This window comes from Bradyrhizobium sp. JR4.3, assembly GCF_040547695.1.
GTDB classification, from domain to species: domain Bacteria; phylum Pseudomonadota; class Alphaproteobacteria; order Rhizobiales; family Xanthobacteraceae; genus Bradyrhizobium; species Bradyrhizobium canariense.
In genome coordinates, this window is the sequence record NZ_JBEPQF010000027.1 from 47,939 (window position 1) to 60,674 (window position 12,736).

A 12,736-nucleotide genomic window follows, 5' to 3' on the forward strand; every position below is an offset into this window, starting at 1 on the left:
GCCCGAAAGATAGCACTTCACCTACCGATGTCGAGGCCGAGATCTGAAGGCAATAGCTACTCCGCCGCAGGATGCACGATGTTTTTCGGCGCTGGTGCCGCTCCCGCCGGCGCCGCTTCGTGATGACCGGCGTCCTCAGCATCTTCGCTGTGCACGACCAGCCGCTTGCCGAAGCGCCAGATCAGGGCGCCGAGATCGTCCATCACCATGAACATCGCGGGCACGAATACCAGCGACAGGATGGTCGAGAAGATCAGGCCGCCGATCACCGCGAGCGCCATCGGCGAGCGGAACTCGCCGCCCGCGCCGACGGCGAGCGCGCTCGGCATCATGCCCGCAGCCATGGCGATCGTGGTCATCACGATCGGGCGAGCGCGTTTCATGCCTGCGTCGATCATGGCTTCTTCGCGCGGTGTGCCGGCGTGAATGGACTCGATGGCGAATTCCACCAGCATGATCGCGTTCTTGGTGACGATGCCCATCAGCATCAGGATGCCGATCCACACCGGTGTCGTGAGCTGCTTGCCGGTGATCAGCAGGGCCGCGATCGCGCCGCCGATCGAGAGCGGCAGCGAGAACAGAATGGTGATCGGCTGCAGGAAGGTGCCGAACAGCAGCACCAGCACGGCGTAGACCATCATCAGGCCCGCCGTGATCGCGGTGGCAAAGCCTTCGGATAGTTCGTTCAGGCTTTCGGCGTCGCCGGAGGGGGAGACCTTCACGCCCTTCGGCCGGCTCTTCATGACCGGCAGGTCGTAGATCTTCTTGGTGGCGTCGCCGAGCGCGGCGGAGCCGACGAGATCGGCCGCGACGGTCGCCTGTCGCTCGCGATCGTAACGGTTGATGCTGGTCGGACCCTGGTCGAGCTTGACGTCGGCGATGACGGAGAGCGGCACGCCGCCCTTCTCGCCGTGTTCGCCGAGCGGCACGCGCAACTGTTCGAGCGTTTTCAGATTGCCGCGCGCGGCATCCTCGAGCTGCACGCGGATCGGCACCAGACGGTCGCCGACGTCGAACTTGGCGAGCGCGGGGCCGACGTCGCCGATGGTGGCGACGCGGATGGTCTGCGACAGGCTTTCGGTCGAGACGCCGAGCCGTGCGGCGAGATCGGCGCGCGGTTCGACGCGCAGCTCGGGCCGCTCCAGCGTGGTTTCCGAGATCACGTTGGAGATGGTGGGAATCCGCTTCATCTGCGTCGCGAGTTCGCTGGCGACGTTGTTGACGATGTTGGCGTCTGCGCCGGTCACGACCAGCGAGATGGCGCGCAGGCCGTTCTCGTCGAGGAACCAGAAGCGGATGTCCGGAATGTTCTCCAGTTCCTGGCTGATCGAGAATTCGAGCTCGCGCTGCGTGATATCGCGGCTGTCCTTGGGCGTGTAGTTGATGATCAAGGCGGCGCGCCGGACTTCCTGGGTCCCTGGGGGAACGCGGCCGCCATCGACGAAGATGCTCTTCACCTCAGGGCGCTTGCGCAGGCGCGCCACGATGTCTTCGGTGACTTTTTCGGTGTAGGCGAGCTGCGTGCCCGGCGGCAGCTCGAGGGCAACCAGCGAGCGCGAGCTGTCCTGCGCCGGCAGGAAACCCTGCGGCAGCAGCGTGATGCTCCAGATCGAGGCGGCGAAGACGCCGAAGCCGGCCAGCACCGTGATGAAATAGTGCTTCACCGACCAGCCCACGATCCTGTGATAGGAGCGCAGCACGCGGCCGGGCGGCGGCTCTTCGTGATTGCCATGTTTGAGGAAGTAGGCGGCGAGCACCGGCGTGACGAAGCGCGCCGCGAGCAGCGAGAAGAACACCTGCACCGAGACGGTGATGCCGAACTGCTTGAAGAACTGTCCGGCGATGCCCGACATGAAGCTCGCGGGTGCGAAGATCGCGATGATCGTCAGCGAGATCGCGATCACCGCGAGGCCGATTTCGTCGGCGGCTTCCAGGGCGGCACGATAGGGCGACTTGCCCATGTTCATGTGCCTGACGATGTTCTCGATCTCGACAATGGCGTCGTCGACCAGAATACCCGTCGACAACGTGATGGCGAGGAAGCTGACGAGGTTGAGCGAGAAGCCGAGCAGGTCCATCGCCCAGAATGCCGGGAAGATCGACAACGGCAGCGAGATCGCGGCGATGATGGTGGCGCGCAGGTCGCGCAGGAACAACAGCACGATGACGACGGCGAGGATGGCGCCCTCGAACAGGGTCGAGATCGCCGCGTGGTAATTGCCGTTGGTATATTCGACCGAGGTGTCGATCACCTTCAGGTCGACGTCGGGATAGGTGGCCTTGAGCGTGTCGATGCGCTTCTGCACGGCCTCGGCGACCTTCACGTCGCTGGCACCCTTGGAGCGTTTGATGCCGAGCGCGACGATGGGCTCGCCGTTGAAGCGGGCGAAGGTACGGCGGTCGGCGATGGTGTCGGTGACGGTGCCGAGATCGTCGAGCCGGACCTCGCCGCCGCCGAACAGCGGAATCATGGTGCCGGCGAGGTCGCTCAGCGTCTTGGCGCCGGCGAGGGTGCGGATCGCCTGGTCGTTCTTGCCGATCTCGGCGCGGCCGCCGGCGACGTCGACATTGGTGCCGCGCAGGCTCTGGCTGACATTGACGGCCGTCAGCCCCATCGACTGCAGGCGGTCGGGATCGAGCGAGACCAGGATCTCGCGCTCGACACCGCCGATGCGCTCGACCTGGGCGACACCGCGCACGCCCTGCAGCGCCCGCTTGACCACGTCGTCGACGAAATAGGAGAGCTGCTCCGGCGTCTTGCCGGGCGAGATCGCGGCGTAGGTGACGATCGGCAGGCCGATGACGTCGACGCGCTGGATCAGCGGCTCGGTGACGTTCTGCGGCAGGTTGGAGCGCACGCGCGTCACCGCGTCCTTGACGTCGTTGAGCGCGCGGTCGGTGTTGGTTTCCAGCGCGAACTGGATCGTCGTCACCGACAGGCCGTCGGTGATCTGCGAGGTGATGTGCCTGACGCCTTCGACACCGGAGACGGCGTCTTCAACCGTCTTGGTGACCTGGGATTCGAGCTCGGCGGGTGCCGCGCCGAACTGCGATACCGCGACCGAGATCACGGGAATGTCGGCCGAGGGTAGCCGCGTCACCGCGAGCTTGGTGAAGGACACCCAGCCGAGGATCAGGAGGATGATAGAAAAAACCACCGACGGCAGCGGATTGCGAATCGACCATGCCGAGATATTGAGAGCCATCAGCGTACCCGCGTGCGATCGAGTTCATCAGCGAACATGGTCTTGATCTGGTCGCCGTCATGCAGCGAAGAGCCGGCGTCGGCGACGACGATCTCGCCCACGTTAAGGCCTTCCAGGATTTCCGTCGCGCTGTCCGACGACAGCCCGACCCGTACCTTGCGCGTCTCGACAATGTTGCTCTTGACGACCTGCACGGTGAGATGGTCGATCGCGGTTTTGGGAACCGCGACGCCGCAGCTTCGCTTGGCGTCGATCGAGGCGCGGGCGAACACGCCGACTTTCAGCGAGGGATTGTTGGTGACGCTGATGCGCACGCGGCCGAGCTGGGTGGCGCGATCGATTTCGGGGGCAACCAGCCTGACCCGCCCGATCAGATCTGGCGCGTCGTCGCGGCTGATGCGCACTGTCGCGCCGGAGCTGAGCTTGGCCATGTGCACCGCCGGGACCTGCGCGTCCAGCTCGATCTCGTTGTTGACGGCGATACGGAACATCGGGCCGGCCTGGGGCGAGGCCGGTGCGCCGACGATGGTGCGGACCTCGGTGACGAGGCCCGGCGCAGGGGCTTTCAGCGAGACCGGGCCTTGCGGGCCGGGCCGCTGCGGCTGGCCCGGGATCTGGGGCGGTGCAGTCAGGCGCGCCAGCTCCTGATTGTCGGTGACGAGGGTGCCTTCGGTGACGAAGAGGTCGGTGACCCTGGATCCCTCCTGGTCGGCGACGACCACGGCTTCGCGGCGCGGCACGAAGAAGCCGGTCACCCGGACCAGGTCGGAGAAGCAGGCATTGGTCGACTTAGTCACGATGACCAGCGCCTCGCTCGGCGTTTCCTTGGGCTCGGCGCGGTGCCGATGCTCGAACAGATAATAGCCGACGCCGAGCGCGACGACGAAGACCGCCGTTCCGGCCGGCTTGAGATATTGGGAGAGGTTCATCGCCGGATTGTCCTGGCCTGGCTCGCGGCCATCCGCGCGCGGCCCGTGGAGAGCGTTTCCCTGAAATAAAGCAGCGTCCCGCAAGCCTGCGGGACGCGCGCTGGGAGCGAGACTTTACACCACATCACGACTTGTCACTTCAAAGGATTACGTCGTGCTCACTTCGATGCGGTGGTCTTGTTTTCCATGTTGACGACCTGCACGCGACGGTTGACCTCCGCCATCGGCTGGGCCGGGTCCTTCAGCTTGCTCTTGCCGTAGCCGACGGTGACGAGGTCGGTCGCGGAGATGCTGTACTTGTCGACCAAATAGCGCTTGATCGAATCCGCGCGGCGCTCCGACAGATCCTGATTATAGCTCTCGCCGCCGGCGGCATCAGTGTGGCCGGCGACCACGAAGGTCGAGCCTTTCAGGTCGGGGCTGGTCAGCGCGCGGCCGAGCGCCTGGACCGAGGCAAGCGATTTGGCGCTGATATTGGCCGAGTTGTAGTCGAACGTGATTTCCAGATCGATGTTCGGCTTGTCCTTGGCCGCCGACGCGATTTCTTCGCGCTCGGTCGATGAAAGCGACCTTGTCGAGCGGCCGCGCACGGACTGGATCAGCTTGGTCTCCGTCGCACTCGGTGCTGGATCGGCCTGCGGAGCGATCGAGAGGCCGCGGGTCAGCGGCTTCTTCGGCGGCGGCGCCAGCGCGCGGACGATCTCGTCCTCGGTGACGTTCTTGCTGTTGCCGTCGTCGCCCGCGAATGCCAGCGGGATCGTCAGCGACAGCGCGGCGCCGACGGTGATGATGGACAGGATTGCGGTAAGTCCCTTTGCAGCCAATCTCATAGCCAGTCCCTCCTGCGCAGCCAGCTCGCGTCGTTCCAAAATCCCTGCAATAAGCCCCCGAAGGGACGGCCTGCGGCATCCGTTCGATTAGTCTTCGCGGGGCCGCCGCGGGTTCGAGGCACACCGGCCTCGATTCAAAAAAATATCAACGCACTCCGTAGCTTGCGAATTCCTGAACAATGTTCGGGTCCATCGCCTTGGCATTGGCGATGTCGAGTGCACCTTCCTGGGCCGAGCCGTTGCGCTGCTTGGCGATCCCGCGTCCGAACAGCGAGGAGGTCAGGCGCGGATTGATCCTCAGGGCTGCCTCGAAATCGGCGATGGCGTTCTTGACCGCCCCCGATTTCAGATTGACGAGCCCCCGGCTGTCCAGCGCGTCGACGAAGTTCGGCCGCAGCCGCAGGGCCTCGTTGCAATCCTTCAGCGCGCCCTGGAGGTCGCCGACCACGGTGCGGGTCCAGCAGCGATTGTTCAGCGCCTCGACGTCCTTCGGGTTGATCCGGAGCGTCTCGTCAAAATCCTTGATGGCCAGGCTGTAGGCGCCCTTGCTGGCATAGACCTGGCCGCGCCGGTAAAGCGCGTTCACGTCGTCCGGATTGGCCGCGATCTTGGCGGTCAGCCCCTTGATGGTGGGGTCCTCGGCCAGGACGGCCGCACTCGGCCCGCTCTCCATGCTCGGAGCGGTGACGGGGTCGGCCGGAATCACGGGCGGAGGCGGCGGCGGTGCAGGAGGCAAGGCAGCCTCGACCTGCGGCTTCGGTGACGGAGCCGGTGCTGCGACTGTGTCGGCCGGTTTCGGCGGCACAGGCGATGGTGCGGGCGGAGCCGGCGGCGGGTTATTGGCGACGGCCGGCGGCGCGGGAGGCGGGGGTGGCGGGGTCATTGTCGGGCGCGACCCGCCGGCCCCTGGAATGAACGAGAAATCCTCGGCCAGTGATGAGGATATCCACGGCACCTGCTCGCCCCGCGAGGCACGGGTGACGCCCATCTTGGTGCGGTTCAGCGTCTCCTCGGCCATCAGGTCGGGGACGCGGATTTCCTTGAGGAGTTCCTGGACGAACAGGCTGTGCTCGCCGCCGGCGTCCGAGACTACTGACGCCAGCGCCGCCGAATACATCACCAGCGTGCCGTTCGGCGCGATGACGGGGGTGAGGCCGGCCGAGAAGCTGCGGAACCGGCGCTCGAACGGGTTGCGCCTGGAGGCGTCGACCAGCGCGATCTTGACGCCGGCGCCGCGAGTATTGAGCTCGCCAAGCACGGTCTCGAGGCTGATGCCGTCGCGGCGCACGTCGGATTCGGTCCAGATCTGCGCATCGATCGGCAGCAAATAGCTCTGCCGCGCGGACTGGATGCCGAAGCCGCTGAAGAACACCAGTGCCACCGACCCGGGCTTGATCTTGCCGTAGAGCTTGTCAAAGGCGCGGCGCATGCCGTCGCCGGTCAGGTTCTCACCGATCTCGACGGAAAAGCCGTCGCGCTTGAGCTCGTCGGCGACGTCGCGCGCGTCGTTGAGCGGTTCCTTCAGGGGAGCGTCCGCGTCCGGATATTTGGCATTGCCGATGACCAGCGCAAAGCGATCGCCGGCCGCAAGCGACGAAGCGGTCGGGACGAGCGACACGAGCAAGGACAGAACGAAAAGCAAGCGAATTTTCATAATGAGCGCGATCCAGCCAAAAAGGCGCCGTTTCCAGCTTGCGCCGCGGCGACCTTAACTTACGCAATGTGCATTATCAAACCGGGGAAGGGGGGCGTCAACCGCTTGCAGATTCGGCGCTATCGCGACAATCGACCGCGACGCATGGGCGTGTCGCGGGGGGAATAATCGGGCGGTCATGATTGCACGCGATGCATTCTGGTTGTCATTGCGGCTGCACGTTAGGGCAGCCATGGCGACAACAATGTGATTGGTCTCACATTGCGGACGGGCCTCCTTCGCAACCTCCGATGTTTGACCTTTGCGGCGGACGATGGCTTGGTGCGGTCAATCGTTCCTGAAGGTCCACCCAGAAAAAGCGCAAGATCAAAACTATGGGAAACGCCTACGAAATCTACGCACTGCGCTACGCGACGATGTCGCCGCGCACACCCCACATGAACTTCCTCGCGCCCGACCCGCATGACAGCGCGGCGCAGGATCTCGACTATTTCGTCTGGCTGATCCGCGGCGACGGCCGCGACATCCTGGTCGATACCGGCTTCAATGCCGAGGAGGCGGGCTTGCGCGCGCGCAAGCTGACGCTCAATCCGGTCGACGCGCTGGAGCGCTTTGGTGTCGCGGCAGCGAGCATTCGCGATATCATCGTGACGCATCTGCACTACGACCATGCCGGCAATCTCGACCGCTTCCCGAACGCGCGCTTCCATCTCCAGGAACGCGAGATGGCTTACGCGACGGGGCGCTGCATGTGCAACGGACTGCTGCGACATCCGTTCTCGGTCGAGCACGTCACCCAGATGGTCCGCCATGTCTATGGCGAGCGCGTCAATTTCTATTCCGGCGACGGCGAGGTCGCGCCCGGCGTCACCGTGCACCGCGTCGGCGGTCATTCGGACGGCCTGCAGGTGGTGAAGGTCGAGACTGCGCGCGGGCCGGTGGTGCTGGCGTCGGATGCCGCGCACTATTACGCCAATCTCCAGCGCAGGAGCCCATTCCCGATCGTCTACAATGTCGGCGACATGGCGGTTGGCTGGGAGACGATCGAGCGTCTCGCTGGCCATCCGGACCGGTTCATTCCCGGCCACGATCCGATCGTGACCGAGATCTATCCGCGCGCCAGCGACGGCGATGTCTGGGCCCTGCATTTGCCGCCGTCGCGGTCGTTCGCGAAGTGATCAATACGCCTGCTTGGCGTCGGCCTCTTCGCTGGTCTGGATCAAATCGAGGCTCTGTTCGATCTTGCCGAGCAGCGTCGACAGCTGTTTGCGCTCCTGCGCCGAGAGGCAGGCGAGGATCTCGTCTTCCCGCCGCAGCAATTGCGGAAACAGCTCCTCGTAGAGCGTGCGGCCTTTCCTTGTCAATCGCAGGCGGAATTCGCGGCGGTCGGCTTCGTTCTCGACGCGCTCGATCAAACCCTGGTGCAGCAACATGGTCACCGCGCGGCTGATAGTGGATTTGTGCGTGCGGGTGCATTGCGCGACGTACTGCGCGCTGCAGGCATCGTTGCGGAAGCCGAGCGTCGCGATCACGCGCCAGGCCGGGATGTCGAGGCCGTGACGTTCCTGATATTCGACCGCGAGCGCGGAACTCACCTCCGCGGCGAGCCGGTTGAGGCGGAACGGCACGAACCTGAATAGGTCGAGCCGGGTTTTGGGCCGCGCTGAAGCCTCATCGGCCTCGCGTGTCTTCAGCGCGATGTCGCTGGATGTCCTCGCCAAGGAGAGCGCTCCGATTTGCAGTTGACGGCCGGCCGGCTCCGGTCCAAAATAGTTGCACGTGAGACTATTAGCAGATCAGGCCTCTCCTGACCAGAGCCGAGGTTAGCGCATGGCGAAGGCCAATACGCATCAGGCTAAAACCCAGTTCGGCTATCGCCGCCACCCCGATCAGGATCGTTCTGGCCAGAGCGCGGCCGAGCATCCCGTGGTGGTCGTCGGCGCGGGGCCGGTCGGGCTGTCGTTGGCGATCGACCTTGCCCAGCGCGGCCAGCCCGTCGTCCTTCTGGATGACGCCGACCGCATCGGAGAGGGCTCCCGGGCGATCTGCTTCTCGAAACGTTCGCTGGAATATTGGGACCGGCTCGGCGTCGGCGATCGCATGGTCGACAAGGGCGTGGTCTGGAGTGTCGGCCGCATCTTCCACGGCGAGCAGCAGCTCTACCAGTTCAATCTGCTGCCGGAGGACGGTCACAAGCGGCCGGCCTTCATCAATCTCCAGCAATATTACGCCGAGGCCTATCTGGTCGACCGCATCAGCGAGCTGCCCGAGATCAACCTGCGCTGGCGCAACAAGGTGACGGCGCTCGAGCGCCGCAACGGTTCCGTTGCGCTGACGATCGAGACCCCGGAGGGTGCCTACCGCCTGCACGCGCAATATGTCGTCGCCTGCGACGGCGCGCGCTCTTCGCTGCGGCAGATGGTGGGCGCCGACTTCGCGGGACAGGTGTTCGAGGACCAGTTCCTGATCGCCGACGTCAAGATGACCGCGGAATTCCCGACCGAGCGCTGGTTCTGGTTCGATCCGCCTTTTCATGCGGGACGTTCGGCGCTGTTGCACCGACAGCCCGACGATGTCTGGCGCATCGACCTCCAGCTCAACCGCTATGCCGACCCCATCGTCGAGAAGAAGCCCGAGAACGTGCGGCCGCGAATTGCGCGCATGCTCGGCCACGACAAGTTCGAGTTCGAGTGGATATCGCTCTACAAGTTCCAGTGCCGGCGGATGGACCGCTTCGTCCATGGCCGCGTGATCTTTGCAGGCGATTCCGCGCACCAGGTCTCGCCTTTCGGCGCGCGCGGCGCCAATTCGGGACTCGAGGACGCCGAGAATCTCTCCTGGAAGCTCGACCGCGTGCTGCGCGGCGCTTCACCCGCGAGCCTGCTCGAGAGCTATCATGTCGAGCGCAGCCTGGCTGCCGACGAGAACATTCGCGAATCCACCCGCTCGACCGACTTCATGGCACCGAACTCGCATCAGGAAGCGCGGCTGCGTAAGGCGGTGCTGTCGCTGGCCAAGGAAACGGAGTTCGGCAAGCGCATGGTCAATGGCGGGCGGCTCTCGGTGCCGTGCAGCTATGACTCGCCGCTGTCATCGCCGGATGCGGATGCGTGGCGCGGTGGTCCGCTCCCGGGTTGTTCGATGCTCGATGCTCCCGTTACGACGCCCAAGGGCGAGCAAGCCTATTTGACGGATGCGTTCCGCAAGGGTGGGACAGACTTCACCTTGCTTTCGTTCAGCAACGGCGCGGCGATTGAGGCGCCGGTTGGTGTGAAGGATATCCGCATCGGCAGTGAGGACGGGCTCGCAGATCCGGCAGCGCTCACCGCAAAGCGCTATGATGCGGAACCAGGCTCAGCCTACTTACTCAGGCCGGACGGCTACGTTGCGGCGCGCTTCCGGCGTCCAACGCGCGAAGCGATTGCGACCGCGCTGTCGCGGTCTCAAGGCTTGAATTGAGGATTCGCATGCCGCTCTCCACCAGCTCCAACTTCGCGCGACCCGACGACGCCTTTCGTGCCATCGTGGAGGCGCATCGTGGCTTCACCGACGAGCAAAGCGCCGACTTCGACGCGGCGCTGGTGCTGATCCTCGCCAATCACATCGGCGATATCGACGTGCTGCGGGAGGCGATCCTCCTCGCCAGGCGGCGCATGATCGACGGCCAGCAGCAGCAACAGCAGCAACAACAACAGCAACAACAATAATCCCAAAGACTTGAAGGATGAATTGATGGCGAAGAACTTCGCATCCACCGGCGACCTCTCCGAGAAGAAGATCACTTTCTCCGAGATCGGCACCGATCTCTACGCCTTCACCGCCGAGGGCGATCCGAACACCGCGATCATCGTCGGCGACGACGGCTGCCTGGTGTTCGACGCGCAATCGACGCCGGCGATGGCCAACAAGGTGATCGAGCGCGTCCGTACCGTCACCGACAAGCCGATCAAATATGTCGTGCTGTCGCATTATCACGCCGTGCGCGTGCTCGGTGCCTCCGCCTACAAGGCGCAGGGCATCGTCGCCTCGCAGGAGACCTATCGTCTGATCGAGGAGCGTGGCCAGCAGGATTGGGATTCCGAGTATGGCCGCTTCCCGCGGCTGTTTCAGGACGCATCGAGCATTCCCGGCCTGACCTGGCCGACGCTGACCTTCGAAGGCGAGATGTCGATCTATCTCGGCAAGCGCGAGGTGCGCCTGATGCAGCTCGGCGCCGGCCACACCTCCGGCGACATCGTCGCCTGGGTGCCCGATGCCGAGGTGATGTTCTCCGGCGACCTGATCGAATACCATTCGGCCTGCTATTGCGGCGACGCGCATTTGCGCGAATGGCCGCTGACGCTGAACGAAATCCGCAACTTCAATCCCAAGGCGATCGCGCCGGGCCGCGGCGATGCGCTCAAAGGTGTTGCCACGGTGCGTGAAGCCATCGCGATGACGCGCGACTTCGTCACCTCGCTCTATGGCGCCGCTGAAATCTCGGTCGCCAAGGGCCGGACGCTGAAGGAATCGATGGCTGCGACGCGCGAGGTGATGGATCCGAAATTTTCGAGCTTCGCCATCTACGAGCACTGTCTGCCGTTCAACGTGTCGCGCGCCTTCGACGAGGCGTCGGGAATCGACGACCCCGTGATCTGGACCGACAAGCGCGACCAGGAGATGTGGGCCGCCCTGCAAGGAGGAGGATCATCATGAACATCAATACCTCGCCCGATCAGATCATTCGCAGCACGGCCCAGGTCACGCCGGGCTACATGTCCGGCTTTGGCAACAGTTTTGAGACCGAGGCGCTGCCGGGCGCGCTGCCGATCGGGCGCAACTCGCCGCAGCGCTGTGCCTACGGCCTCTATGCCGAGCAGCTTTCCGGTTCTCCCTTCACGGCGCCGCGCGGCTCCAATGAGCGCTCATGGCTCTATCGCATTCGCCCGTCGGTGAAACATTCGGGCCGTTTCGAGAAGGCCGACGGCGGCCTGTGGCGTTCGGCACCGTGCCATGAAAACGATCTGCCGATCGCGCAATTGCGCTGGGATCCGGCGCCGATCCCGAAGGAGGACATGACTTTCCTTCAGGGCGTGCAGACCATGACCACCGCCGGCGACGTCAACGCGCAGGCCGGCATGGCCGCTCATGTCTATCTCATCACCAAGTCGATGGTGGACCAGCACTTCTACAATGCGGACGGCGAGCTGATGTTCGTGCTGCAGCAGGGCAATCTTCGCATCGTCACCGAGTTCGGTCGGATCGATGCCGAGCCCGGCGAGATCGTGGTGATCCCGCGCGGCGTCAAGTTCCGGGTGGAGATTCCGAGCGGACCGGCGCGGGGCTATCTCTGCGAAAACTACGGCGGCGCCTTCACGCTGCCGGAGCGCGGGCCGATCGGCGCCAACTGCCTCGCCAATGCCCGCGACTTCCTGACGCCGGTCGCGCACTACGAGGACAAGGACACACCGACCGAGCTATTCGTGAAATGGGGCGGCGCACTGTTCAAGACGACGTTGCCGCACTCGCCGATCGACGTCGTCGCCTGGCACGGCAATTATGCGCCGTATAAATATGATCTGCGCAGCTTCTCGCCGGTCGGCGCGATCGGCTTCGATCATCCCGATCCCTCGATCTTCACCGTGCTGACCTCGCCGTCGGAGACCCCAGGCACGGCGAATATCGACTTCGTGATCTTCCCCGAGCGCTGGATGGTCGCCGACAACACCTTCCGCCCGCCGTGGTATCACATGAACATCATGAGCGAGTTCATGGGCCTGATCTACGGCGTCTACGACGCCAAGCCGCAAGGTTTCGTGCCGGGCGGCATGAGCCTGCACAATTGCATGCTGCCGCACGGCCCCGATCGCGACGCTTTCGAGCACGCCAGTAATGGCGAGCTGAAGCCGGTCAAGCTAACTGGCACCATGGCCTTCATGTTCGAGACCCGCTACGCGCAGCGCGTCACCGCGCACGCCGCGAATTCCGCGACGTTGCAGGACGACTACGCGGATTGCTGGAAGGGCCTGGAAAAGCGGTTCGATCCGAGCAAGCCGTAGCGATCTTCCCCTCTCCCCTTGTGGGAGAGGGTGGCTCGCCGCGTAGCGGCGAGACGGGTGAGGGGTCTGTCTCCGCGAA

Annotated in this window: 10 protein-coding genes; 5 read left to right on the top strand and 5 right to left on the bottom strand. The window is 64.5% G+C overall.

What is annotated here, in order from left to right:
• Positions 1–56: 56 nt before the first annotated feature.
• The 4 genes from ABIB91_RS31450 to ABIB91_RS31465 all read right to left on the bottom strand — a co-directional run bounded on the left by ABIB91_RS31450 (position 57) and on the right by ABIB91_RS31465 (position 6,619).
• The gene (locus tag ABIB91_RS31450) at positions 57–3,206 is read right to left on the bottom strand and encodes an efflux RND transporter permease subunit (protein WP_354170308.1); all 3,150 of its coding nucleotides are present in this window, start codon (positions 3,204–3,206) and stop codon (positions 57–59) included.
• The gene (locus tag ABIB91_RS31455; RefSeq protein ID WP_354170310.1) at positions 3,206–4,135 is read right to left on the bottom strand and encodes an efflux RND transporter periplasmic adaptor subunit; all 930 of its coding nucleotides are present in this window, start codon (positions 4,133–4,135) and stop codon (positions 3,206–3,208) included. Before ABIB91_RS31455 ends, ABIB91_RS31450 begins: the two co-directional genes overlap by 1 nt.
• A 158-nt stretch (positions 4,136–4,293) precedes the next feature.
• The gene (locus ABIB91_RS31460; protein WP_027515084.1) at positions 4,294–4,965 is read right to left on the bottom strand and encodes an OmpA family protein; all 672 of its coding nucleotides are present in this window, start codon (positions 4,963–4,965) and stop codon (positions 4,294–4,296) included.
• 145 nt (positions 4,966–5,110) lie between these two features.
• The gene (locus tag ABIB91_RS31465) at positions 5,111–6,619 is read right to left on the bottom strand and encodes a caspase family protein (RefSeq protein WP_354170312.1); all 1,509 of its coding nucleotides are present in this window, start codon (positions 6,617–6,619) and stop codon (positions 5,111–5,113) included.
• A gap of 374 nt (positions 6,620–6,993) precedes the next feature.
• Here ABIB91_RS31465 and ABIB91_RS31470 point away from each other — a divergent pair, with 374 nt between their 5' ends.
• Positions 6,994–7,797 carry an N-acyl homoserine lactonase family protein gene (locus tag ABIB91_RS31470; protein ID WP_354170313.1) on the top strand — a complete coding sequence of 268 codons (804 nt, stop codon included), beginning with the start codon at positions 6,994–6,996 and terminating at the stop codon, positions 7,795–7,797.
• On the opposite strand, the gene ABIB91_RS31475 is transcribed toward ABIB91_RS31470, so the two are convergent.
• Entirely contained in the window at positions 7,798–8,340 is a 543-nt protein-coding gene (locus ABIB91_RS31475; protein WP_007599039.1) for a MarR family winged helix-turn-helix transcriptional regulator, read from the bottom strand.
• Positions 8,341–8,449: 109 nt separating this feature from the next.
• On the opposite strand from ABIB91_RS31475, the gene ABIB91_RS31480 reads away from it, so the two are divergent.
• From ABIB91_RS31480 to hmgA, 4 genes are read left to right on the top strand one after another with little or no spacing between them, the layout of a single operon-like run.
• On the top strand, positions 8,450–10,078 hold the full coding sequence (locus ABIB91_RS31480; RefSeq protein ID WP_354170314.1) for an FAD-dependent oxidoreductase: 1,629 nt from the start codon (positions 8,450–8,452) through the stop codon (positions 10,076–10,078).
• An 8-nt stretch (positions 10,079–10,086) separates the two neighbouring features.
• Positions 10,087–10,326 carry a DUF2783 domain-containing protein gene (locus ABIB91_RS31485; protein ID WP_354170315.1) on the top strand — a complete coding sequence of 80 codons (240 nt, stop codon included), beginning with the start codon at positions 10,087–10,089 and terminating at the stop codon, positions 10,324–10,326.
• Between the two features lie 25 nt (positions 10,327–10,351).
• Positions 10,352–11,314: an MBL fold metallo-hydrolase gene (locus tag ABIB91_RS31490; protein WP_007599044.1), complete on the top strand. Its 963-nt coding sequence runs from the start codon at positions 10,352–10,354 to the stop codon at positions 11,312–11,314.
• Positions 11,311–12,657, top strand: coding sequence for a homogentisate 1,2-dioxygenase (gene hmgA / locus ABIB91_RS31495; RefSeq protein ID WP_354170316.1), 1,347 nt, complete (start codon positions 11,311–11,313; stop codon positions 12,655–12,657). Before ABIB91_RS31490 ends, hmgA begins: the two co-directional genes overlap by 4 nt.
• Positions 12,658–12,736: the final 79 nt, after the last annotated feature.